At 74.0% G+C, this 22,351-nt stretch carries 25 protein-coding genes and 1 tRNA gene; 5 read left to right on the forward strand and 21 right to left on the reverse strand.

Annotated elements, in window-relative coordinates:
- Positions 1 to 46: 46 nt before the first annotated feature.
- Positions 47 to 442, forward strand: a complete 396-nt coding sequence (locus tag BMY04_RS01160) for a VOC family protein (RefSeq protein WP_091177298.1) — start codon at positions 47 to 49, stop codon at positions 440 to 442.
- Between the two features lie 59 nt (positions 443 to 501).
- On the opposite strand, the gene BMY04_RS01165 is transcribed toward BMY04_RS01160, so the two are convergent.
- Positions 502 to 1,320, reverse strand: coding sequence for an NAD(P)H-binding protein (locus tag BMY04_RS01165; RefSeq protein WP_170853936.1), 819 nt, complete (start codon positions 1,318 to 1,320; stop codon positions 502 to 504).
- Positions 1,321 to 1,379: 59 nt separating this feature from the next.
- Between BMY04_RS01165 and BMY04_RS23650 the strand changes: the two genes are divergently transcribed.
- Positions 1,380 to 1,505 (forward strand): RICIN domain-containing protein, encoded by a 126-nt coding sequence (locus BMY04_RS23650; protein WP_170853985.1) that lies wholly within the window; start codon positions 1,380 to 1,382, stop codon positions 1,503 to 1,505.
- Entirely contained in the window at positions 1,502 to 1,627 is a 126-nt protein-coding gene (locus BMY04_RS23490) for a hypothetical protein (protein WP_269766179.1), read from the forward strand. The genes BMY04_RS23650 and BMY04_RS23490 overlap by 4 nt, the downstream gene beginning before the upstream one ends.
- 277 nt (positions 1,628 to 1,904) lie before the next feature.
- Here BMY04_RS23490 and BMY04_RS01170 read toward each other — a convergent pair whose 3' ends face one another.
- The 4 genes from BMY04_RS01170 to BMY04_RS23655 form a co-directional block, all read right to left on the reverse strand.
- Positions 1,905 to 2,195 (reverse strand): hypothetical protein, encoded by a 291-nt coding sequence (locus BMY04_RS01170; protein WP_091177300.1) that lies wholly within the window; start codon positions 2,193 to 2,195, stop codon positions 1,905 to 1,907.
- 183 nt (positions 2,196 to 2,378) lie between these two features.
- Positions 2,379 to 2,762, reverse strand: a complete 384-nt coding sequence (locus BMY04_RS01175; protein WP_091177301.1) for a pyridoxamine 5'-phosphate oxidase family protein — start codon at positions 2,760 to 2,762, stop codon at positions 2,379 to 2,381.
- On the reverse strand, positions 2,759 to 3,100 hold the full coding sequence (locus BMY04_RS01180; RefSeq protein WP_139209698.1) for a hypothetical protein: 342 nt from the start codon (positions 3,098 to 3,100) through the stop codon (positions 2,759 to 2,761). The genes BMY04_RS01175 and BMY04_RS01180 overlap by 4 nt, the downstream gene beginning before the upstream one ends.
- Complete coding sequence (locus tag BMY04_RS23655; RefSeq protein ID WP_408630428.1) at positions 3,021 to 3,452, reverse strand: nucleotidyltransferase domain-containing protein; 432 nt, start codon at positions 3,450 to 3,452, stop codon at positions 3,021 to 3,023. Before BMY04_RS23655 ends, BMY04_RS01180 begins: the two co-directional genes overlap by 80 nt.
- Before the next feature lie 161 nt (positions 3,453 to 3,613).
- On the opposite strand from BMY04_RS23655, the gene BMY04_RS01185 reads away from it, so the two are divergent.
- The gene (locus BMY04_RS01185) at positions 3,614 to 4,075 is read left to right on the forward strand and encodes an NUDIX hydrolase (protein ID WP_091177303.1); all 462 of its coding nucleotides are present in this window, start codon (positions 3,614 to 3,616) and stop codon (positions 4,073 to 4,075) included.
- 395 nt (positions 4,076 to 4,470) lie between these two features.
- Here BMY04_RS01185 and BMY04_RS01190 read toward each other — a convergent pair whose 3' ends face one another.
- From BMY04_RS01190 to BMY04_RS01200, 3 genes are all read right to left on the reverse strand, one after another.
- Positions 4,471 to 5,112 (reverse strand): cation efflux transmembrane domain-containing protein, encoded by a 642-nt coding sequence (locus BMY04_RS01190; protein ID WP_332452303.1) that lies wholly within the window; start codon positions 5,110 to 5,112, stop codon positions 4,471 to 4,473.
- A 65-nt stretch (positions 5,113 to 5,177) separates the two neighbouring features.
- A complete protein-coding gene (locus BMY04_RS01195) occupies positions 5,178 to 5,570 on the reverse strand; it encodes an ArsR/SmtB family transcription factor (RefSeq protein WP_091177305.1) in 393 nt (130 codons plus the stop codon).
- Positions 5,571 to 5,687: 117 nt separating this feature from the next.
- A tRNA-Thr gene (locus BMY04_RS01200) sits at positions 5,688 to 5,763 on the reverse strand.
- A 134-nt stretch (positions 5,764 to 5,897) separates the two neighbouring features.
- Here BMY04_RS01200 and BMY04_RS01205 point away from each other — a divergent pair.
- Complete coding sequence (locus tag BMY04_RS01205; RefSeq protein ID WP_139209699.1) at positions 5,898 to 6,320, forward strand: DUF6992 family protein; 423 nt, start codon at positions 5,898 to 5,900, stop codon at positions 6,318 to 6,320.
- Here the strand turns inward: BMY04_RS01205 and BMY04_RS01210 are convergent.
- From BMY04_RS01210 to BMY04_RS01270, 13 genes are all read right to left on the reverse strand, one after another.
- Positions 6,317 to 7,924, reverse strand: coding sequence for an alpha/beta hydrolase (locus BMY04_RS01210; RefSeq protein ID WP_091177307.1), 1,608 nt, complete (start codon positions 7,922 to 7,924; stop codon positions 6,317 to 6,319). The genes BMY04_RS01205 and BMY04_RS01210 overlap by 4 nt on opposite strands.
- Positions 7,921 to 8,805: a PSP1 domain-containing protein gene (locus BMY04_RS01215; RefSeq protein WP_091177308.1), complete on the reverse strand. Its 885-nt coding sequence runs from the start codon at positions 8,803 to 8,805 to the stop codon at positions 7,921 to 7,923. The genes BMY04_RS01210 and BMY04_RS01215 overlap by 4 nt, the downstream gene beginning before the upstream one ends.
- A gap of 292 nt (positions 8,806 to 9,097) precedes the next feature.
- A complete protein-coding gene (locus BMY04_RS01220; protein WP_091177309.1) occupies positions 9,098 to 9,508 on the reverse strand; it encodes a BLUF domain-containing protein in 411 nt (136 codons plus the stop codon).
- Between the two features lie 50 nt (positions 9,509 to 9,558).
- Entirely contained in the window at positions 9,559 to 10,746 is a 1,188-nt protein-coding gene (locus BMY04_RS01225) for a DNA polymerase III subunit delta' (RefSeq protein ID WP_091177310.1), read from the reverse strand.
- On the reverse strand, positions 10,743 to 11,384 hold the full coding sequence (gene tmk / locus BMY04_RS01230) for a dTMP kinase (protein WP_232506024.1): 642 nt from the start codon (positions 11,382 to 11,384) through the stop codon (positions 10,743 to 10,745). Before tmk ends, BMY04_RS01225 begins: the two co-directional genes overlap by 4 nt.
- Entirely contained in the window at positions 11,381 to 12,892 is a 1,512-nt protein-coding gene (locus BMY04_RS01235) for a CYTH domain-containing protein (RefSeq protein ID WP_091177312.1), read from the reverse strand. The genes tmk and BMY04_RS01235 overlap by 4 nt, the downstream gene beginning before the upstream one ends.
- On the reverse strand, positions 12,892 to 15,747 hold the full coding sequence (gene topA / locus BMY04_RS01240) for a type I DNA topoisomerase (protein WP_091177313.1): 2,856 nt from the start codon (positions 15,745 to 15,747) through the stop codon (positions 12,892 to 12,894). The genes BMY04_RS01235 and topA overlap by 1 nt, the downstream gene beginning before the upstream one ends.
- 114 nt (positions 15,748 to 15,861) lie before the next feature.
- Entirely contained in the window at positions 15,862 to 17,436 is a 1,575-nt protein-coding gene (locus BMY04_RS01245; RefSeq protein ID WP_091177314.1) for a DUF7059 domain-containing protein, read from the reverse strand.
- A complete protein-coding gene (locus BMY04_RS01250) occupies positions 17,436 to 18,248 on the reverse strand; it encodes an AMP-binding protein (protein WP_170853937.1) in 813 nt (270 codons plus the stop codon). Before BMY04_RS01250 ends, BMY04_RS01245 begins: the two co-directional genes overlap by 1 nt.
- A 104-nt stretch (positions 18,249 to 18,352) precedes the next feature.
- Positions 18,353 to 20,728: a sodium-translocating pyrophosphatase gene (locus BMY04_RS01255; protein ID WP_091177316.1), complete on the reverse strand. Its 2,376-nt coding sequence runs from the start codon at positions 20,726 to 20,728 to the stop codon at positions 18,353 to 18,355.
- A 350-nt stretch (positions 20,729 to 21,078) separates the two neighbouring features.
- Positions 21,079 to 21,468: an Rv3654c family TadE-like protein gene (locus tag BMY04_RS01260; RefSeq protein WP_091177317.1), complete on the reverse strand. Its 390-nt coding sequence runs from the start codon at positions 21,466 to 21,468 to the stop codon at positions 21,079 to 21,081.
- A complete protein-coding gene (locus tag BMY04_RS01265; RefSeq protein ID WP_091177318.1) occupies positions 21,465 to 21,791 on the reverse strand; it encodes a TadE family type IV pilus minor pilin in 327 nt (108 codons plus the stop codon). The genes BMY04_RS01260 and BMY04_RS01265 overlap by 4 nt, the downstream gene beginning before the upstream one ends.
- 68 nt (positions 21,792 to 21,859) lie before the next feature.
- A complete protein-coding gene (locus tag BMY04_RS01270) occupies positions 21,860 to 22,141 on the reverse strand; it encodes a DUF4244 domain-containing protein (RefSeq protein WP_091177319.1) in 282 nt (93 codons plus the stop codon).
- Between the last annotated feature and the right edge of the window lie 210 nt (positions 22,142 to 22,351).

Genomic DNA, 22,351 nt, shown 5'->3' on the forward strand with positions numbered 1-22,351 from the left:
ACCGGGGCCGTACGTTCCTCGGGACCGATCCGTCGCAGGAGGAACGATGAGGCTCCACCACGTGCAGGTCGCCGGTCCTCGCGGCGGCGAGGACGACGCCCGCCGCTTCTACGCCGAGGGCCTCGGGATGACCGAGGTCGAGAAGCCCGAGGACCTGAAGGCGAAGGGCGGCGTCTGGTTCCGCTCCTTCGCCGCCGACGAGACGGTCCTGGCGGAGGTGCACGTCGGGGTGGAGGAACCCTTCACGCCGGCGCTCAAGGCGCACCCGGCGCTGCAGCTCGACAGCGTCGCCGAGCTGGAGGCGGTCGCCGACCGGCTGGCCCGGCTCGGCTTCGTGGCCGACTGGACCCAGCGCCACAGCTTCCCCGGCAACGAGCGCTGCCACACCGCAGACGGGCACGGCAACCGGGTCGAGCTGCTGGCGCCCGCGCCGGCCGGATGACCGCAGGCGACTCCGCGCCCCCGGTGACCGCCTCGCCGACGCGGCAGGAGTCCCGGCGCTCAGAACTCGTCCGCGTGCTCGACCGCCCAGACGTCGAACGCGGTGGCCGGCCGCCCGAGGACCCGGCGCACGGTGTCGGTGGCCGGCGAGCTGCCGGCGGCCGCGTCGTCGAGGAACTGCAGCACCGCCTCGGCCTCCGCCGGTGGCATGAACCGCGCGAAGCGTGCCGACGCCTGGTCGCGCGGCAGCTCGGCGACGGTGACGTCCTCGCCGATGGCGGCCGCGATGGCCCGCACCTGGTGCCGCTGGGTGATCCGCTCCGGACCGGTCAACAGCTCGCTCACCGTCGCCGAGTCGTTCCCGGTGAGGGCGGCGACGGCCACCGCGGCGACGTCGCGCTCGTGGACGGGCGCGGTCAGCGCGTCCGGCTGGTACAGCGCGACCGAGCGGGCGGCCTTGATCGGGCCGGCCCAGGCGAGTGCGTTCGTCGCGAGCACGAGCGGTCGGATCGGGACCACCTCGAGCCCCGAGCCGGCGAAGGCGTTCTCGACCTCGCGGTGCTCCTCGGTGATCGCGTTGCCGGCCGAGCTCGGGTGGATGACGCTGCCCGACGACATCAGGACGATCCGGGAGACACCCGCAGACCTGGCCGTCTCGATGACGCCGTCGACACCCTCGTGGTTCGCGTGGAGGAACAGCTGACCCATGCCCTCGAACGCCGGCCCGAGGCTGGCTCGGTCGGTGAGGTCGGCCTGGACGACGTCGAGCCCGGGGGCGAGCTGACCGGGTCGGGGCTGGCGGGCTGACACCCGGACGGGCACGCCCCGCTCCAGCAGACCGCTGAGGACGAACCTGCCGACGCTCCCGCGGGCACCCATGACGAGGGTCGGCAGCGGTAGAGGCTGGTGGTCCTTCGTGAGCGCCCCGGCCGAGCACCCTGTTCCACGGACAGTCAGGGCTGTGCCTCGACATCCCCCGTGGCAAGGAGGTGTCCCGGGTCCAGCTCCAGCTCTACAGCTGCAACTGGACGGACGCCCAGCGGTGGGACGTTCCCGGCGCATGAGCCGTCACCGTCAGCGGCGGCTGTCGACTCCGTCCGGCGAAGGCCTGGGCACCTCTTCTGCGGCGACGACGCTCGACGTCTGCGTGGACCTGCTCGCCGACGCCCTCGGGCAGCTCCCCTGAGGAAGTCCCCGCTCGACGACCTGGGCGATTCGTCGTAGAGGGAGTTGACGCGTCGCGCGCCACGTCGCCTCGTGCGACTGGTGCTGCTGTGGAGACCGCTCCCACGGCCATCCTCTGCTGGTCCCTCGTGAAGAGCAGGTGGGCGCGCATCAGCGAGCGACCGGCGCCGGTGCAGTGCGTCGCCCTCGCAGCCGGTGGAGCAACCACGTCAGCCCGATGAACGGGATCAGCGCGAGGAGGAGCCAGAGCGGCAGGAAGAGGAGCAGCAGGACGCCGGTCAGCTGTCGTCCGTCGCCAGCACGATCATCGCGGCGACAACCGCTGCGCTGAAGAGCACGCACGTCATCACGGCCGCGGACATACCTCGAGGCAGGCGCTTCGCCGTGAGCATGACAAGAGCGACGAGTGCTGCAGGGACGGAGGCGTTCCAGGCCAGCACGGCCAGCGAAGAACCGATCTGCCCGACGAGGGCCGTACCCGTCCACGCGTCCGGTCCCGTGCAGTAGGGCACACCCAGGTGGACGAGTTCCGCCACGAGAGACAGCAGCGCCGCCGCTGGGAACACCATCAGGCACCGGACGCTCCTGCTGGTGGCGCCTGGTCCGCTGCGCTCGGCACACCTGAGCCGGCGCGGGTCTGGACATGACTCCAGTGTCGGGTACATCCGGAGCTCGAGGGCGGCATGGAGCACGTCGCTCCCCTACGCCGTTCTCCGGTCAGACGGCATCGCCGTCGGCGAGAACCGTCGGCGCTAGCCGGCGAACAGCCACCGGCTGGTCTCGACCTCGATGAGCACCCGTGGCCCGTCGGGCTCCTCCGACGCGATGTCCCAGTCGTCGTACTTGGCAGCGAAGGCTTGCGACACCGCAGCAGGGAACTCCGACCAGTGGATGCGGGCCCGACCCTGCGCGACCACTGGTCGATCCGGGTCTGGCAGGGCCAGCGACACCTGGTCCTCGAGCTGGAGGTTGCGGACCTTGACGTTGCGGCGCGCCGTCGCGACCCACCAGGTGCCTTCGGCGAAGACGAACCACACCGGAGTCACGTGCGGCGACCCGTCAGGACCCACGCAGACGAACCATGCGACACGCTCTCGACGAAGACGCGCCAGATCAGGTCCCGGAAACGCCGTCACGACACCGGGTCCTGCTCGCGACGGGTCAGCTCGCCCAGGACGCCCGCGAGGTCGGCCGACACCTGAACGCCGTGGCGCTCAGCCTCGTCGAGAAGCAGACGCGCCACGACCTCGAAGCACGCCGACAGCGGCTCGAGCTCGACCCTGCTCGGGTGGGTCCGCACCAGCCCGTCGAGCAGGTCGGCCGGCAGCCGGTCGACCCCGCGCCCTTCAGCCTGGGGCAGATCGAGTCGCTGGCAGTAGAGCCCGACGACGACGTCACGGACCGACTGCAGCATCCACAACGCCTGCCACCACCGACCGCGCCCGAGGGCCGAGCGCAGGTGCAACGCGTACAACCATCCCATCCGAACGGCTGAGCGCGACCGATCGAGCTCGCCCACTGCGGCGACGACGGGATTGCGCGGGAACTCGCCGAAGAGCACATCGACAGGGGAACCGCCGGCGAGGGGCTGGACATGCGGCCAGAACAACGGGGTCCGACTGCGCGACCAGCTCGGTCCACGCCTCGACCACCTCGTCCACCTCGACCCCGGGAGCAAGACGTAGCGCGAGGTCGACGTCGGACCACCGGTCCAGCTCTCCACGCGCTGCCGATCCCAGCGAGGCTGCAGCGACAACCCGAGCATCCTCGCGAGCGAACCCGATCAGCCGGGTACGCAGCGCCTCGCGCTCCTCCTCGGTGAACATGGCGCGCAGCCTTGCACGACCGGCTCGACCGGGTAGGCAAGAAGCCTCGCGCCCGCCGAAGGTCCGCCCGTCGTCGTACGCTGACCGGCTGACGGGCCGACTTCGGGAGCGGCCCGCGTCTCACACGTCGCGCTCGACCGCCGTACGACCACAATGGCTCGATGGACACGGTGACGCGTCGAACCGGTCGGGTGCTGCCGATCCACCGGGCCCGGGTGCTGCTGATCCGTGGTGGCGACCCCGGCCGACCCGACGCAGGTGAATGGTGGTTCACCGTCGGCGGTGGCTGCGAGCTCGCGGAGTCGCCCGCGGAAGCGGCGCGTCGCGAGGCGTTCGAAGAGGCCGGGCTGGTCCTCCCCACCGATCTGGGACCGGTCGTGCTGCGACGCGAGGCCGACTTCGAGTTCGACGGCGAGTGGCTCCAGCAGACCGAGGAGTACTACCTCTGCGAGGTCGACAGCGATGTCCTGACCGATGCGGGATGGAACGAGCTCGAGCAGCGCGTCTTCACCGCCCAACGCTGGTGGTCGATCGACGAGCTGCGGACCACGACCGAGGTCGTCTTTCCGTCCGATCTTGCCGACGTGCTCACCCGCCTCGACGACCCTGACGAATCGCCGTAGCGGACCCTCCACCGACGTCGGTCAGACCCTTGCTTCCTCGGCCCAGGTCGGCCAGGTGCTCGGGTCGGCCGGCGGATCGACGCCTCGCAGCCGGATGAGTTCGACGTCCTCGCCGCTTCGCACCACCGCCCACAGGCTGTGCGGCCGGCCACCGCTGTCGGCCCGCACCCAGTCCAGCACCTCGTCGAGGTCCGCCCCGGTGAGCTCCCGTTCGTCGCAGGCTCCGGGGCTGTCCCAGAAGTAGGCGCGGTAGGCGGGATCGTCGACCCTCGGCGGTCTGATCCCGTGGGTCGACGGGCGACGCGATCACCGCTCGAGTCTGGCGCACGTCGCGGCGACGTCAGCCGACCGCCGGGCGGAGCACGCCTGCTGACCGTTCAGCGGGAAGGGCGGGTTCAGTCCGAGCAGCAGGCGTCGGTACAGCTCGCCCCGCACCCGCAGGCGGTCGGGGTGGTTCTCCCGCTGCTGCGCAGGGCGGCGTCGGGGCTGCAGCAAGCGTCTCCACGCCAGGCCTCCACGCCCTCGCGGATCGCGACCGCGGCGATGACCAGAGCCGCGACGGGATCCGCCCAGGACCAGCCGAGGAGGCTGTTCAGGGCGAGGCCGACGAGCAGGACCGCGGAGAGGTACGTGCAGAGCAACGTCTGCTTGGAGTCGGCGACCGCCGACAGGGAACCCAGCTCGCGACCGGTCCGGCGCTGGCCGTACGACAGCAGCGGCATCACGGCGAGGCTGACCGCGGCGAGGACCAACCCGACGGTGGAGTGCTGGGCCCCCCCGGCGCCGAGCAGGGACCGGAGGGCGTCGACGGTGACGAAGGCGGCGAGGCCGAAGAAGGAGAACGCGATGATGCGCAACGCGGTCTTCTCCCTGGCCTCCGGGTCCCGTCCGGCGAACTGCCAGGCGACGGCAGCGGCCGAGGCCACCTCGATGACGGAGTCGAGACCGAAGCCGATCAACGCGCTCGAGGAGGCGTGGCTGCCCGCCGTGATCGCGACGACGGCCTCGATCACGTTGTAGCTGATCGTCGCGGTCACGAACCACCGGATGCGCCGACCGAGAACTGCCCTGCGGGCCGGCGACGGACCAAGAGCCAGCAGTGTCACACCCGCACACCCTCCGTCGGAGCCGACGCCGTCGACACCATCACCCCATCCGCTGACGACGCGGTGGCGCCGTCGGCGTCCTCGCCGCCGCAGCAGGCCGGATCGACCACCAGGACGACGTCGAGCAGATCATCGAGCGCGTGACCGAGTCGCGCGTCCGTCAGCTCGTAGCGGGTCCGGCGCCCGTCAGGCCTGGCCACGACCAGGCCGCAGCCGCGCAGGCAGCCCAGATGGTTCGACATCGCCTGACGCGAGACCCCGATCCGGTCGGCGAGATCGGCGGGATAGGCCGGGCCGTCGCGCAGCGTCAGCAGCACCCGCGCGCGAGTCGGGTCGGACAAGGCGTGGCCGAACCGAGCCAGCGCGTCGGTCGGCGACGAGATCAGCACGGTCGGACGATACACGCCTTCATGTATTCAGGCCCACACGGCGCCAGGAGGACCTTGGGCAGCTCCCGCTGCTCTCGACGTCTCGCCCGAAACTGCCGATGACCAGGCCGGACGCTCTGGAGCCACCTGTCGGATTCGAACCGACGACCTACGCTTTACGAGAGCGTCGCTCTACCAACTGAGCTAAGGCGGCGTGCGGTCCGCGGGCGACGAGCGCCTCACGAACGACGGCCTACTGTACCCAACGGACGGCGCGGCGTCGAAGCGGAAGCGGCCCCTGGGACACGAGCCCGGCCGATCGGCGTGCCGCCGTGATCTGATGCGGTGATGGACCCCTGGCAACGGCAGGTCTCGCTCGCCCGCGCGACGATCGCCTGGAGCGTCGTCAGCACCGCCGTCGGAGCGCCCCTCGCAGCCCGCGGCGACGACTTCTGGCGGGCCTTCGGGCGGCAGCAGGTCGGCTGGGCCGCGGTCGACGTCGGCGTGGTGGTGGTCGCGGGCGCCCTGCGCAAGCGCCGGATGCGCCGCTCCGGCAACCCGTACGCCCCGACGGTCCTGCAGCGGGAGCGCCGCGTCCTGCGGCGGGTGCTGCTGGCGAACGCCGCCGCCGACGCCCTCTACGTCGCCGGCGGCGTCTGGCTGTGGCGGGCGGGCCGTGACCGACCCGCGCGGGCGGGCGCCGGGGCGGGCATCGTCGTGCAGGGCGCCTTCCTCTGCGTGCACGACACGGTGCAGGCGCTGCGCGGCTAGCCGGAACCGCAGCGGGCGCCCTTCGCGGGCACGGTCCCGTCGTCGAAGTAGGCCTGCACCAGCCGGCGCACGCAGGCGCTCGAGCCGTACGCGGTGTGGCCCTCCCCCTCGTGCGTGACGAGGACGGCCGAGTCGAGCTGGCGGGCCATGTCGACGGCGTACTCGTACGGGGTGGCGGGGTCGCCGGTCGTCCCGACCACGACCACCGGCCGGTCGCCGACGCGGTGCAGCGTCCGCACCTTGGCCGTGGGGGCGACGGGCCACAGGGGGCAGAAGACGTCGGCCCCCGCGAACGGGCCGAGCACGGGGGCCTTGGCCACGAGCTTCGTCGCGGTCCGGTCGGCGTCGGCGACGCTCACGTCCTGGCTGTCGAGGCAGCGGATGGCGGGGAAGGCGGTCGCGATCGAGCCGTAGCGCCCGTCGCGCGAGCGCTCGTTGCCCGCGTCGGCCAGCGCGAGCAGCCCGGCGCCCTGGCCGCGTCGCGCCTGCTGCAGGGCCTCGGCGAGCCGCGGCCAGCCGTCGGTCCCGTCGTAGAGCGGGGTGAGCACCCCCGACAGGCCGAGCTGCTGGGTGAGCTCGCGGCCCCCGCTGCCCGGCAGCGGCTGGGCGTCGAGCCGGGTCAGCAGGTCCTTGATGCTCGCCAGGACGGCCGGGCGGTCGTCGCCGAGCCCGCAGCGCTGCGCGGCGCACCAGGAGCCGAAGTGGCCGAGCGCCCGCTCGAAGCCCTGCAGCTGGTTGACGTCGGAGTCGTCGCCGAGGTCGACCGCTCCGTCGAGCACCATCGCGCCGGTGTGCTCGGGGAACGTGTCGGCGTACTGCGCACCGATCTGCGTGCCGTAGGAGAAGCCGAGGTAGCTGAGCCGGGCGTCGCCGACCAGCCCGCGCAGCAGGTCGAGGTCGCGGACGGTGTCGGCGGTCGCGATGTGCTCGAGGAGCACGCCCGACCCGGCGAGGCAGGTCCGACCGAAGTCCTCGACGGCGCTGTTCAGCCGCGAGCTCTCCTGGGCGTCGTCGGGCGAGACGTCGAGGGAGAACAGCGCGTCCAGCTGGGCGTCGGTCCCGCACCGCACCGGCGTGGAGCGCCCGACGCCGCGCGGGTCCCAGCTGGCCAGGTCGTAGTGCTCGAGGCCCTGGGTCGGGAAGCCCGCGAGCAGGTTCAGCCCGGAGCCACCCGGGCCGCCCGGGTTGATGAACAGCGTCCCGAGCCGCGGCGACGCGGTGGCCTTGATGCGCCCCATGACGAGGGTGAGCGCGCGACCGTCGGGTGCGGACCAGTCGAGCGGGGCGGCCACCGTCGCGCACTCCACGCGCTGGGTGCAGGGGTTCCAGGCGAGACGCTGCGCCGTGTAGCGGGCGACGCCGGACCCCGCCGGCGGGTCGACGATCCCCTGCGGCAGGACGGCGGGCACCGGCTCGAGGGGCCGTCCGTCCGGCGGGGTCGGGTTCACCCCGGACGGCGCCGGGCTCGAGGACGCCGGCGTCGTGCCGGCGCCGGGGGACGACCGGGGCAGCGGCAGCGGGAGGAGCCCGCTGCAGCCGGCCAGCAGCCCGACGAGCAGGAGCGCGAGCAGCGCGGCGACCGTCGGGCGTCCGGGCGGCCTCACGCGGTGGGGTCGTCCGCGCGCTGCGTGCGTCCGCGCCGTCCCGTCGTGCCCCGACCCTCGTACGCCTGACGCGAGCCGCAGACGCTCGCCCGGCTGCAACGGCTGACGGCGCCGCTGTCCTTCATCCGCACCAGCACCGCGTCCGCCGGCACCTGGTGCGCCACCACGGTGCCCTCCTCGCCGTCCACCTCGACGCGCGCGCCGACGGCCGGCGCCTCGCGGGCGAACTCGGCGTAGAGCGGGTGCTCGTACTTGAGGCAGCAGAGCAGGCGCCCGCAGGCCCCTGAGATCTTGAGCGGGTTCGGCGGCAGGTCCTGGGCCTTGGCCATCCGCAGCGTGACCGGCTCGAAGTCCTTGAGGAAGGTGGCGCAGCACAGGTCGCGCCCGCAGCTGCCGATACCGCCGGTGAGCCGGGCGGCGTCGCGGGAGCCCACCTGGCGCAGGTCGACCCGCGAGTCCAGGCTGCGGGCGAGCTCGCCGACCAGCGCGCGGAAGTCGACCCGGTGCGGGGCGGTGAAGTAGACGACCACCAGCTGCTCGGGCGCGGTCGCGGGATCGAGGTAGTCGATGCCGACGATCTTCATCGCCAGGCCGTGCCGCTTGATGAGCCGGCGGGCCACGAGCTTGGCCTCCGCCCGACGGCGGCGGTGGTCCGCGTCCCGCTCCAGGTCGGCCTCGCCGGCCCGGCCCGCGCAGAGCGGCAGACCCACGAAGCCGTCGTCGTCGCTCACCCACTCGGGCGCCCAGACGCACTCGGCGACCTCGGGCCCGGCCTCGGTGGGCACCAGCACGCGGTCCCCGACGGCGTACGTCTGCTCGCCGGGGTCGAGGTAGTGCAGGCGTCCGTAGCGTTCGAAGGACACCGCCATGACCCGGGGCATGGGCGCCAGCGTACGAGGGCGTGCGAACCGGCGCTGGCGACCCGCAGGTCCGACCGTGGCCGCGGCCGGAGATGCGGAAGCCCGGCAGATGCGGGTCTGCCGGGCTTCCTCGGGTGGGCGAGCTGGGGGGCAGGCGGCCCACCCGCGCCAGGGACGTCACGGAGATCATGCCGCAAGCGCTTGCACCGCGGGGCCGGTACGGGGCGCGCCCCGACGTTCCCGGAGTGAACCGCCTCACAGCGCAACGGGTCGCCGGACGGGTCGGGGTGTGGTCCGACCGTCTCGGGAACGGCTAGCGGCGGGTGTCGAACAGCTCCAGCAGCTCGCGCACGAAGCCGGCCTCCGCGTGGGTCGGGTCGTCGTGCCGGTCGAGCACGTCGCTGTAGCCGGGCAGGTCGACCGGCTCGGCGTCGAGGTCGTTGAAGCCCATGCTCCAGCCGGGGAACTGGCGCTCGAGCTGGTCACCGGTCGAGACCGTCGTCACGTGGTGGTGGCGCGGGTCCTCCTGGATGGACGCGTAGAGCGCCTCCACGCGGGCGCGCTGGCCCTCCAGCAGCTGGACGAAGGTTCCGTCACGGTAGAGCAGGAGACCGGTGAGCCGGGCAGCGCTGTTGTGCGCGCGACTCGACTGCAGGAGCTCGACCAGGGCGTCGCGCGTCATCGGCGACGTCGCCCGGCTCGTGTAGACCAGCGAGAAAAGCACGCGCAGAAGAGTAAGAGATCCTCACCCTGCTAGCAGGAAAATCCGGGTGTTCAGGGCTCCACGAGGGCGATCATCGTGGATTCCAGCGCCAGGAGGGGCGCCACGTTGCCCTCCAGCGCGGTCCGGCAGGCGAGCAGGGCGTCGATGCGGCGCAGCGTCGACTCCGGGGTCGACCGTCGCGCGAGCGTCGCGAGGCGGGGGGCCAGCTCCTCGTTGACCAACGCGGCGCCCGACCGGGTCTGCAGGCTGAGCAGGTCGCGGTAGAACGTGGTGAGCTCGGTGAGGGCGCGGTCGATGGCGTCGCGCTGGAACCGCTTGGCCCGGGCGCGCTGCTGCTCGTCGAGCTCCTTGACCGCGGCGTTGGCCTGCCGGGGCCGCGCACCCCGGGTTCCGAAGCCGAGCGCCTCCTCGAGGGCGGCCCGCTCGCGCGCGTCGACCCCCTCCGTGGCCGCGGTCGCCTCGGCCGAGCACATCTCCACCAGCCGGGCGGCCGCACCGAGGCAGGCCGACAGGCTGCTGAGACCGAACGGGACCAGCAGGATCTCGCGGCGGCGCTGGCGGGCGGTCTCGTCGCGGGCGAGCACCCGCGCCCGCCCGACGTGGCCCTGCGCGGCCCGGGCTGCCTCGGCGGCGAGCGCGGGCTCGACTCCGTCGCGGGCGACCAGCAGCCGGGCGACCGCGTCGGTGGTCGGGGTGGCGAGCGACAGCAGGCGGCAGCGCGAGCGGATCGTGACCACGACGTCGTCCGGCGTCGGCGCGCACAGCACCCACACCGTCCCCGGCGCCGGCTCCTCCACGCTCTTGAGCAGCGCGTCCGCCCCCCGCTCCGTCACGCGGTCGGCGTCCTCGACGACGATGACCTGCTTGTGGCGAAGGGTCGGGCTCATCGCCGCCCGCCGGACCAGGTCACGGACCTCGTCCACCCCGATCGACAGCTGCTCGGTGCGGACGAGCGTGACGTCGGGGTGCGCCCCGCTCAGCGCGGTGCGGCAGCCGGAGCAGGTCCCGCAGCCCGCCTCGACGCCGCCCGGACGCTCGCACTGTAGGGCTGCGGCGAACGCGCGGGCCGCATTCGACCGGCCCGACCCGGGGGGCCCGACCACCAGCCAGGCGTGGCTCATCGCGTGGTCCTCGCCGCGCGCGGCCCGCCGCAGCGTACGGACCGCCTCGTCCTGCCCGACGAGGTCGCCCCACACGCCGTACGCGGTGCCCTCTCGCTCCTGCGTCGCCCCGCTCACGGGGCCAGGCTGCCAGGTCGTTCCGACAGCAGGGCCTCCACGCGGGCGGCGACCGTTCCGGCGAGCTCGTCACGCGGACGCCGGGCGGGCAGCACGAGGTAGCGGTCCGGGTCGCGCCCGGCGAGCGCGAGGAACGAGGCCCGGGCCCGGGTGTGGAAGTCGAGGCCGGCCGACTCCAGGCGGTCAGGGTCGGTGAGCGTGCCGAGCCCGGCCTCCGGGTCGAGGTCGAGCAGCACGGTCAGGTCGGGCCGGAGGTCGCCGGTCGCCCAGCGCGCCACCCGCTCGACCTCGTCGCCGTCGAGGACGCGACCCGCGCCCTGGTAGGCGACCATCGAGTCGACGTAGCGGTCGCACACCACGACGGCGCCGCGCCCCAGGGCGGGCCGGACGACCTGGTGGAGGTGCTCGGCCTTGTCCGCGGCGTAGAGCAGGGCCTCGGTCCGCGGGCCGACCTCGCCGCCCTCGCCGTGCAGGAGCAGGCCGCGCAGCACCGCGCCGAGCGGGGTGCCTCCGGGCTCGAAGGTGGTGACCACCTCGCGTCCCGCGGCCTCGAGGCGCTCGGCGAGCAGCGCGACCTGGGTCGACTTCCCGACACCGTCGCCGCCCTCGAACACGACGAAGGCGCCGCGCGGGCTCACGACGCGAGCCGCCGCACGGTCTTGGCCCAGCGCTCGACGAAGTGCTGCCGGGCGGCCTGGTCACGCTGACGGGCCCGCTCGTGGTCGCGACCGGCGGCGAAGGCCTCCGCCGGGGTCATGGCGCTCACGTCGGGCGGCGGCGGGACCTCGCCCACACGGACGGCGTCGAGCACCCGGCCCGGCTTGCGGACCAGGGCCAGCGCGGCCGCCGACTGCTCGGGAAGCACGGCCGACGCCGTGGCCGCCAGCCCGCGCAGCCGTCCGGCCACCGCACGCACCTCCTGCCACGCGGTGTCCGGGGCGTCGGCACGCAGCGGGTCGGCGACCTCGCGGAGGTGGCGCGTCTCGGCCTCGAGGACCCCGGCGAGGAGCGCGCCCGCGGGCTCCGACCCGTCGACGACGAGCTGGGGCGAGCGGGCGGCGGAGACGAGGCGCTCGAGGACGGACAGGTAGCGCTCGGTGCGGAGCACCGCCGCGCCGGTCGCCGCACCGACGAGCCAGTCCAGGTCGTCGTGCAGGTCCTCCTCCCACGCCGCGTCGAGCGTGGGGGCCAGCCCCGCGAGCTCGCCGCGCAGCGCCCGGGCCTCCGCGACCAGCCGGTCGAGCGCGTAGGCGTCGCCGCCGCGCAGCGCCAGGTCGCTGCGCACGACCTCGCGCAGCCGGTTGCCGACGACGGCTGCGACGAACCGGCGGAACGGCATGGCGGCGTCCAGGGCCTGCACGTCCGGGATGTCGGAGGGACCGGTCGCGGGCGCCCCGAGGCGGGCGACGAGGCGCGGGAAGCGCGTGACCCGGTTGGCGCCGACGAGGGAGAAGGCGCGGTCGACCGACGAGCGCTGGTCGGCGCTCAGGCCGCGACCCACCGGGGTCACCATGACCTCGCGGTAGCGCGCGGTGGTCAGCCCGCCCCGGCGCACGGTCACCTTGTCGTCGCGCAGCAGGGCGAGCGTGGTGCCCGCGTCGTCGCGCAGCGCGAACTCGCGGCGGTCGCAGTGCAGCGCGGCGACCGGGCCGAGCGTGGCGCGCCGGCGCAGCGGCCGGACGAGCGCCGCGAGGTCCTCGGGCAGGTCCGCGTCCCCCATCGGCTCGATGTGGTCCTTGGGCAGCAGGGGCTGCCAGTCCGGCGCCGTGAGGAACCACTCCCCCCGGCCGTCGAGCACGCGGTGCGCCAGGAGCACCCCCGAGCGGCTCAGCCGGTGGTCGGGGGCGTCGAGCAGGGTGACGTCGATCGTGTACGCCGCGTTGTGCCCGGCGCGCGCGACGACGTTGTGCAGCCCGACGTCGCGGTTGACCAGCCTCGGCTCGGGCGAGCTGAACGGGACGTCGTACAGCCGCTGACCGGGCGGGCGGCCCGGCACGGTCGGCGGCTCCGGCAGGAGCTCCTCGGTCTCGACGTCGGCGCGGTCCCGCTCGCGCCGACGGGCGCGTTCGGGCCGGCCCTTCGCGGCCTTGGCGCCCTTGCCGGCTCTGCCGTCCGGGCCGCCCTTCTTCGCGCCGGCCTTGGCCATCAGCCCGCGGAGGAGGAGGCCGCCGCGCGCGGCGAGGCCGTCTTCTTGGCCGCGGCCTTCTTCGCCGGGGCCTTCTTGGCCGTCGTCTTGGCCGTCGTCGTCTTGGCCGCGGACTTCTTGGCGGGTGCGCGGCGCGTGGTCTTCTTCGGCGCCGGCCCCTTGGCCCGCTTCTCCGCGAGCAGCTCGGCGGCCCGCTCGGCGGTCAGCGTCGCCACCTCGTCGTCACGGCGCAGGGTCGCGTTGAACTCGCCGTCGGTCACGTAGGCGCCGAAGCGGCCCTCCTTGACCACCATCGGCTTGCCCGACGCCGGGTCGGGACCCAGCTCGGCCAGCGGCGGCTTGGCCGCCGCCCGCCCGCGCTGCTTGGGCTGGGCGTAGATCGCCTCGGCCTGCTCGAGGGTGATGTCGAAGATCTCGTCCTCGCTGGTCAGCGAGCGCGAGTCCGTGCCCTTCTTCAGGTAGGGCCCGTAGCGGCCGTTCTGCGCGGTGATCTCCTCGCCGTCCGCACCCGCGCCGACCACCCGCGGCAGGCTCATCAGCTTGAGCGCGTCGTCCAGGGTCACGGTGTCGACCGTCATCGACGCGAAGAGCGAGCCCGTGCGCGGCTTCGCGTTCTTGGGCGCGTCCTCGGGGAGGACCTCGGTCACGTACGGACCGAAGCGGCCCTGCTTGGCCACCACGGTGCGGTGCGTCTCGGGGTCGGTGCCGAGCTCGCGCTCCTCCCCCATCGGCTTGCTCAGCAGCTCGCGCGCCAGCTCGAGCGTCAGCTCGTCCGGCGGCAGCTCCTCGTCGACGTTCGCCCGACGGCCCTCGGAGTCCTCGACGTAGGTGCCGTAGCGACCCACGCGCACGACCACGTCCGAGCCGAGGTCGCCGACCGGGAACGTCGACAGCCGGCGGGCGTCGATGTCGCCCAGCTCGGAGACGAGCTGCTGCAGACCCTCGTGGCCACCGGAGACCTCCACCGCCGCGTCGGGACGACTCTCGGGGCCGGTAGCGGAGACCGCGGCGGGGTCGCCGTCGGGCTTGCCGCCGCTGCCGAAGTAGAAGTCGGTCAGGACCGCGACGCGCTCGGCGTTGCCGCTGGCGATCTCGTCGAGGGTGTCCTCCATCTGCGCGGTGAACTTGTAGTCCACCAGCCCCGGGAAGTGCTCCTCCAGCAGCCGCGTCACCGCGAACGCCAGCCAGGTCGGCACCAGGGCCGAGCCCTTCTTGAACACGTAGTCGCGGCTCGTGATCGTGCGGATGATCGACGCGTACGTCGACGGCCGCCCGATCTCGAGCTCCTCGAGCTTGGCGACCAGCGACGGCTCGGTGTAGCGGGCCGGCGGGCGGGTCTCGTGACCGGCCGGGGTCAGCGAGTCCGGGCGCAGCGCCTGGTCCTCGCGCAGCTGCGGCAGCCTGGCCTGCGCGTCGTCACCGGTCGCGCCGGGCTCGTCGGTCGACTCCACGTAGGCCTTGAGGAAGCCGTGGAAGGTGATCGTGCGACCCGAGGCCACGAAGGTGCACGGCTCTCCGTCGCCGGGCGTGGCTTCGATGCGGACGGTGGTCGAGAACCCCTCCGCGTCCTTCATCTGCGAGGCGATCGTGCGCATCCAGATCAGCTCGTACAGCCGGAACTGGTCGCCGCGCAGGCCGGTCTGCGCCGGCGTCCGGAACGTGTCGCCCGCTGGGCGGACGGCCTCGTGGGCCTCCTGCGCGTTCTTGACCTTGGAGGCGTAGACCCGCGGAGCGCTGGGCAGGTAGTCGCTGCCGAAGAGCTGCGTCACCTGCGCCCGCGCCGCGGAGATCGCGGTGTCGGACAGAACCGAGGAGTCGGTACGCATGTAGGTGATGTAGCCGGCCTCGTAGAGGTCCTGCGCTACCGACATCGTGCGCTGCGCGGTGAAGCCGAGCTTGCGGCCCGCCTCCTGCTGCAGCGTCGTCGTGCGGAACGGCGCGTACGGCTTGCGCGTGTACGGCTTGGAGTCCACGCCGGCCACGCGGAACGGTGCGGTCTCCAGCGACGACGCCAGCGCGCGGGTCTGCGCCTCGTCGAGGTGGACCAGCGTCTCGTTGGGCCGGCTCACCAGCTGGCCGTGGCTGTCGAAGTCGCGCCCCTGCGCCACCCGGCGCTCGCCGACGCGGGTCAGCCGCGCCGGGAACAGCGGCGGCTCGGCGCCGTCGCCGGCGTCGAGGACGGCGTCGAGGTCCCAGTACGACGCGGTGCGGAAGGCGATCCGCTCACGTTCGCGCTCCACGACCAGCCGGGTCGCCACGGACTGGACGCGGCCCGCCGACAGCCGCGGCATGACCTTCTTCCACAGCACCGGCGAGACCTCGTAGCCGTAGAGGCGGTCGAGGATGCGGCGGGTCTCCTGGGCGTCGACCAGGTCGGTGTCGAGGTCGCGCGGATTGGCCACCGCGTCCTGGATCGCCTTGGGCGTGATCTCGCGGAACACCATCCGCCGCGCCGGGACCTTCGGCTTCAGCTCCTGCAGCAGGTGCCAGGCGATCGCCTCGCCCTCGCGGTCGTCGTCGGTGGCCAGCAGGAGCTCGTCGGCCTGCGCCAGCGCGTCCTTCAGCGAGCGCATCGTCGACTTCTTGTCGGGGTTGACCACGTAGAGCGGCTCGAAGTCGTGGTCGACGTCGACACCCGTACGGGCCCACTTCTCGCCCTTGTACTTGGCGGGGACCTCCGCGGCGCCGGTCGGCAGGTCGCGCACGTGCCCGCGGCTCGACTCGACGATGTAACCGTCGCCGAGGTAGCTCGCGATGCTCGCGACCTTGGTCGGGGACTCGACGATCACGAGGCGGCGACCGCCTCCGCCCGTCTTGCCTCGACCTGTTGCAGCCTTCGCCACCTGTTCCTCCATCTGGTGCTCGCACGCCGTCGGGGCGTGGGCGGGGCACACTCTACGGCCCGCCTCTACCCCCACCGCCCGCAACGACCCGCGCCTGCGGACCATTCCGCGAGCGGTCGTGCTCGCTCAGCGCTCCGACGACCCACCCACGGCGCCGCCGACGTCCCCGGGCGGCCCGGCCTCGAGCAGCACCCCGTCGACGGCGAGCGTCCGGACCCTCTCGACGAGCTCGCGCGCGAGGTCGTCGCCGTCGACGTCGAGGAGGCCCGCGACGGTGTCGACGAGCGTGCCCAGCGGCAGGTCGCCGTCGCAGGCCCCGAGCACCCCCGCCTCGGCGGTGCCCAGGGCGACCGCGCGGCGCAGGCCCCGCTGCTGGCGCAGCACGATCGAGGAGGGGTCGGCCGCGCCGGGCTCGCCGACCGTCTCCTCGGCGACGTCAGGAGCCAGGCGCCAGGCGGTGCCCAGGACCTCGTCGGCACCGCGGTCGCGCCAGCGCTCGACCACGTCGAGCTCGTGGGCCAGCGCCGGGGCCACCGGCTGCTCGACGGCGTAGGGCCACTCCTCGAGCGTGCGGTGCGCGGTCCCGCCGGCCGCGGGCCGTCGCGCGACGACCCAGCCCATGCCCACGCCCTCGATCCCGAGGTCGTCGAAGTAGGCGCACCAGGCGGCGTACCGCTCGGCGTAGTCGCGTGCCCCGGTCAGGCCGGCGTCGGCGAGCCAGAGCTCGACGTAGGCGTACGGGTCGAGCACCTCGCGCTCGACCACGTGCAGGTCGAGGCCGTCGGGCACCCAGCCCGCGACCCGGTCGCGCCAGTCCTGCCCGCGCACGTGGGCCCAGTTCGCGAGGACCTCGAGCACCCCGCCCGCCGCCAGGTGCTCGACCCCCTGCCGGACGACCGCCTCGACGAGCCCGTCCGAGGTCCGGGTGCCCTCGCGGTAGGTCAGGCGCTCGCCGGTCGGCGGGGACAGCACGTACGGCGGGTTCGTGACGACCAGGTCGAACTGCTCCCCCGCCACCGGCGCGTAGAGGTCGCCGTGACGCAGGTCGACGTCGAGGCCGTTGAGGTCGGCGGTGAGCCGGGCGAGGACGAGGGCGCGCGGGTTGAGGTCGGTGGCGACGACCGTCCGGGCGTGCCGCGCCAGGTGCAGGCTCTGCACGCCGCACCCGGTGCCGAGGTCGAGCGCCCGGTCCACCGGCCGGCGCACGGTGAGCTGGGCCAGGCTCGAGGAGGCGGAGGAGACGCCGAGCACGAAGTCGGGCCGCATCGGCGTGACGCGGGTGTCCAGGCCGGGCGTCAGGTCGGAGGCGATCCAGGCGTCGTGGCCGGTGTCGCCGTCGTCGGAGGCGTAGGGACGCAGGTCGACCAGCGCCCGCACGCCGCTGCCGTCGGCGGCGACGATCCCGGCGTCCGCGAGCACGGGGACCAGGCCGGGCAGCGCCCGGTCGAGGTCGGCGCGGCCCACCGTGTCCTGCAGCAGCCAGAGCCGGGTCAGCGTGGCGAGCGGGTCGTCGCGGCCGGTCAGGGCCAGCCGCGCCGGGACGGTCGCGTTGCGCCCGAGGGCGGCGTGCGCCCGCTCGCCGACCGCCTCGACGACGGCGTCGACCTCGTAGCGGTGCCGCACGAAGACGCCGGTCAGCTCGGCGCACTGCCCGGGCGTCAGCAGCCGCCGGGGCTGCGCGCCTGCACCCTCCGGCGGCATCAGCGGAGCTCGACGGCCGCGCCGACCAGCAGCGGACCCAGCAGGGCGCCGTACGGCGTCGCGTCGGTGGGGTCGTCGGCCGGGTGCACGTACGTCCCGGGCGCCCAGCCGGCCCCGAGCGCCTGCGCGACGAGGTCGAGGGTCCAGGCGTGGTCGTACGTGGCGGCGGGGCCGTCGTCGGTCAGGCGGAGCAGCAGCGGGCTGTCGGCCGGGAGCACCTCGGCCGCGGCCGGCTCGAACGAACCCGGCTTCATTACGGCGGCCAGGTCGATGTCGCCGAGCGAGGCGTCGAGCGTGCCGGCCTCGGGCCGGAGCACGACCTGGTAGTCGGCCGACCGGCCGGCCTCGGCGAGCACCGCGGCGACCGCCGCCTTGCGGGCCGCGTCCACCACGACGACGGCGGGGCGGTCGACGGCGGGGTCGTGGCCGAGCCGGCGGACGGCCCCGGGCGCCTCCTCCATGACCGGGACGGCGACCGCCCCGACCCGCGCGCAGGCCAGCAGGCCGATCACCAGCTCGGGCACCGGGCCCAGGGCGAGGACGACCTGACGCCCGGGTCGTACGCCCAGCTCACGCAGGCCCCCGCCGAGCTGCGCGACGCGCTCGAGGAGCTCGGCGTAGGAGTAGTAGGAGCGCACCCCCGCCGCGGCGAAGGGGTGCAGCAGGGCCGGCTCGTCGGCGAGGCCGCGGACCACGTGCCGGTCCAGGGCGTTGTAGGCGAGGTTGAGGGAGCCGGGCGTCGAGCCCGACGGCCGGGCGAACCAGTCCGGGGCCACCTGCGGCGTCTCGGCGGGCGGGTCGGTCGGGGTCACGCGCGCTCCTCGGGTCGGGCTGGTCGGGGGGCGCGGCGTACGCGGGCCCCCGGACGCACGACGGGGCCGCTCCGATGGAGCGGCCCCGTCACGGTGGTGGAGGTTCAGCTGGGGTTGCGCTCGGCCGGGGTGGTGACCTCGGCCTGCGACTGCCCCTGCGTCACGGCTGACGCGCCGCCGGCCGTCCCCGTGGTGACCGACGGGGTGCCGGAGGACCCGGCGTCGTCGGTCATGCCGGAGTCGCCGCGACGAGCGCTGATCACGAGCATCACGACGATGACCGCAGCCGCCGCGAGGGCGATGAGGTAGCGCAGGGCGCTCGGGTCGCTGCTGAGCGGGGACATCGCGACGACGGCCGGGGCGATGAGCAGGGCGACGAGGTTCATCACCTTGATCAGCGGGTTGATGGCCGGGCCGGCGGTGTCCTTGAACGGGTCGCCCACGGTGTCACCGATGACGGTGGCCTCGTGCGCCGGCGAACCCTTGCCGCCGTGGTTCCCGTCCTCGACGAGCTTCTTCGCGTTGTCCCAGGCGCCACCGGAGTTGGCCAGGAACACCGCCATCAGCGTGCCGCAGGCGATCGCGCCGGCGAGGTAGCCCGCCAGGGCCGGGGCCCCGAGGCCGAAGCCGACGGCGATCGGCGCGCAGATGGCCAGCAGGCCGGGCGTGGCCAGCTCGCGCTGCGAGTCGCGGGTCACGATGTCGACCACGCGGCCGTACTCCGGCTTGCCCGTCCCGTCCATGATCCCGGGGATCTCGCGGAACTGGCGCCGCACCTCGTAGACCACGGCGCCCGCCGCGCGGCTCACCGCGTTGATGGCGAGGCCGGAGAAGAGGAAGACGACGGCCGCACCGATGAGGAGCCCGACCAGCGTCAGCGGGGAGAAGACGACCGACTCGTCGACGAAGCTCTGGTAGCGCTCGAGGAGCACGCCGCGGATCGAGTCGGTGTAGGAGCCGAAGAGCGCGGTCGCCGCCAGGACGGCGGTGGCGATCGCGATGCCCTTGGTGATGGCCTTGGTCGTGTTGCCGACCGCGTCGAGCTCGGTGAGGATCTGCGCGCCCTCGCCGTGGACGTCGCCCGACATCTCGGCGATGCCCTGCGCGTTGTCGGAGACCGGGCCGAAGGTGTCCATGGCCACGATGACGCCGACCGTGGTCAGCAGGCCGCAGCCGGCGAGCGCGATGGCGAAGAGTCCGACGACGCCGGAGCCGCCCACGAGGAACGCGCCGTAGACAGCCGCACCGATCACGAGGGCGGTGTAGACGGCCGACTCCAGGCCGAGCGAGATGCCGGAGAGCACGACGGTCGCCGCGCCGGTGAGCGAGGTGCGACCGACGGTCTTGACCGGCTTGTCCTCGGTGCCGGTGTAGTAGCCGGTGAGCTTGAGGATCGCCGCCGCGAGCACGATGCCGATGATCACCGAGATGATCGCGACGAGCCGCGGGCTGCCGACCGGTGCGCTCGCGTCGACCCCGAGCTCGGCGAACGTGCCGGGGAGGTAGACGAGGCTGGCGATCACGCACAGGACCGCGCTGATGACGGCCGAGAGGTAGAACGACCGGTTGATGGTGACGAGGCCGTTCTCGCCCTGGCGCGGCTTGGTCAGGAAGATGCCGATGAGGGCGGTCACGACGCCGATGGCGGGGATGATCAGCGGGAAGACCAGGCCGGCCTCGCCGAAGGCGGCCTTGCCCAGGATGAGCGAGGCGACCAGCGTCACCGCGTACGACTCGAAGAGGTCGGCCGCCATGCCCGCGCAGTCGCCGACGTTGTCGCCCACGTTGTCGGCGATGGTCGCCGCGTTGCGGGGGTCGTCCTCGGGGATGTTCTGCTCGACCTTGCCGACGAGGTCGGCGCCGACGTCGGCGGCCTTGGTGAAGATGCCGCCGCCCACGCGCATGAACATGGCGAGCATCGCGGCCCCGAAGCCGAAGCCCTCGAGGATCACCGGGGCGTCGCCCTGGAAGATCAGCACGACCACCGCGGCACCCAGCAGGCCGAGGCCGACCGTGGCCATGCCGACGTGGGCGCCGGTGCGGAAGGCGATCCGCATGGCGGGGCTGCGGCCCTCGGCACCGGCGCGCGCCGCGGCGGCGACGCGCAGGTTGGCGCGGGTCGCGAGCCACATGCCGAGGTAGCCGATCAGGCCGGAGAACACCGCACCCGCGAGGAAGGCGATCGACCGGGCGATCCGCAGGCCCCAGTGGGAGCCCTCCTCGTCGGTGTGGGCGGGCAGCGCCAGCAGCAGCAGGAACGCCACGACCGCGAAGACCCCGAGGGTCCGGAACTGCCGGCCGAGGAAGGCGCTCGCGCCCTCCTGCACGCCGCGGGCGATCACCTGCATGTTCGGTGTGCCGTCGCCAGCCGCGAGCACCTCGCGGCGGAACACGAAGGCCATGACCAGGGCCACGGCCGCGATCACGGCGACGATGGCGACCAGCGTCAGGTTGCCGCCGGACAGCGTCGTCACGGGCATCGGGGGTCCTCCTGTACAACATCAGCGGGGGACACGGGCGCACGTCGCGGTGGCGGCGGTGGCCAGCCTGTCGCACAGGTCCTCGGGGTATCAGACGCCAGGAGTGTAACCACAGGACGCACTGGTTTCCTGCCGCCGTGGTGCGCGCCCACGCCGTCCCGTGCGGGACCGACAACCAGCGGCCACCCTGCCGACGAGCCCCGCCCTCACGGCCAGCGCCCCCACCGAACACCCGGCGCCGTGCGTCTCCCCCACCTGCTCCCCCGTCGCTCCTCCTCTCCTTGCTCCATCCGCTGATCCGCAGCCGGCTCCGCGCTCGGACGCCGGTCCCGAGCTCGTGCCCGACCCGCTCAGCGGACCGGTCCGGCGTGCGCCCGGCCCTCGAGGTGCCGCGGCAGTCCCGGCACCCGCACCCCCACGTCGACGACGACCTCCACGCTGACCACGTAGTCGACGTCGTCGCCCACCCGGTCGCAGCTCGCGAGCCGACCGCCGTTGGCCTTCGCCAGCCGGGCCGCCGCCGGGCAGGGCGCGCGACCCTCGGCGTACGCCGCCGCCCCGCTCAGGGCCGCCAGGTCCGCCGCACCCCGGGCCTGGTGCCCGGCCACGAGGTAGGCCGCGGCCACCATCGCGACCGCCGCGACCACCCCGACCACGGCCATCACGCCGACGACGAGCAGGGTGCCGCTGCCGCGCTCGCCGCGCGTGCCCCAGGCCTCCGGCGCGCGGGGGCGGCTCACCAGTCGCCCCCGGGTTCACGGGCGACCCGGGCGCGTGCGGCGAGCGGCACGGAGGGCATGCCCGACAGCAGCGGCCGTGCCCGTACGTGGACCTCCACCGTGACGACCCCGGCCCGGGTGCTCGTCGAGACCGTCGCCCCCGGAGGCGCGGCAGCCTTGGCCAGCCGGACGCCCTTCGCGTCCCCACGAGCGGCCTGCCGGGCCACGGCCGACGCGGTGTCGACGCAGCGCAGCTCGACGACCACGAGGAAGATCCCCCAGAGCAGCATCCCGAGCAGCACCAGGGCCGCGAGGGTGGCGACGGCCAGCTCGGCCGTCACCATCCCCCGCTCCCCCGGGCGCCGCCCGGCCGGCCCCGGCCCTCCGAGCCCGACCACCGTGCGGCCTCCGCTCAGTGCGCGAACTTGAGGAACGTGCTCAGCACCTTCAGCACGATGGCCAGGAGGGCAGCCTTCACGGCGCCCGTCGTCACCACCGCGAGCAGCACGCCCGCGATCGCGACCGCCGCGACGATGCCGACCGCCCACTCCGCGCTGACCATCCCCCGCTCGCGCCGCTGCCGCGGCGCGGGCACGCCCTCCGCCCAGCGCACGACCGCGCCCTCCTGGGCCGGCCCGCACGGCTCGACGGCCCCGACCGCGACCGGCGTCGCCGTGTCCTGCACCTGCTCCATCTCGGACCTCCTCAGGTCTCCCACCCCCGCGGGGATGTCGCGTCCACCCGGACGCACTCGGAGTGTTCTCAGGGACCGCCGGATGCGCCGGTCCTGCGACGGGCTGTGCACGGAGACGACCGGTACCGAGCTCGTCCTGTGGACAAGCGGCACGGCTGCTGCAGGGCACCGCGGTCGACGCGGAGCTCGGTCGGGTGGGCGCACGGGCGA

The organism is Microlunatus flavus (assembly GCF_900110855.1).
Taxonomy (GTDB): domain Bacteria; phylum Actinomycetota; class Actinomycetes; order Propionibacteriales; family Propionibacteriaceae; genus Microlunatus; species Microlunatus flavus.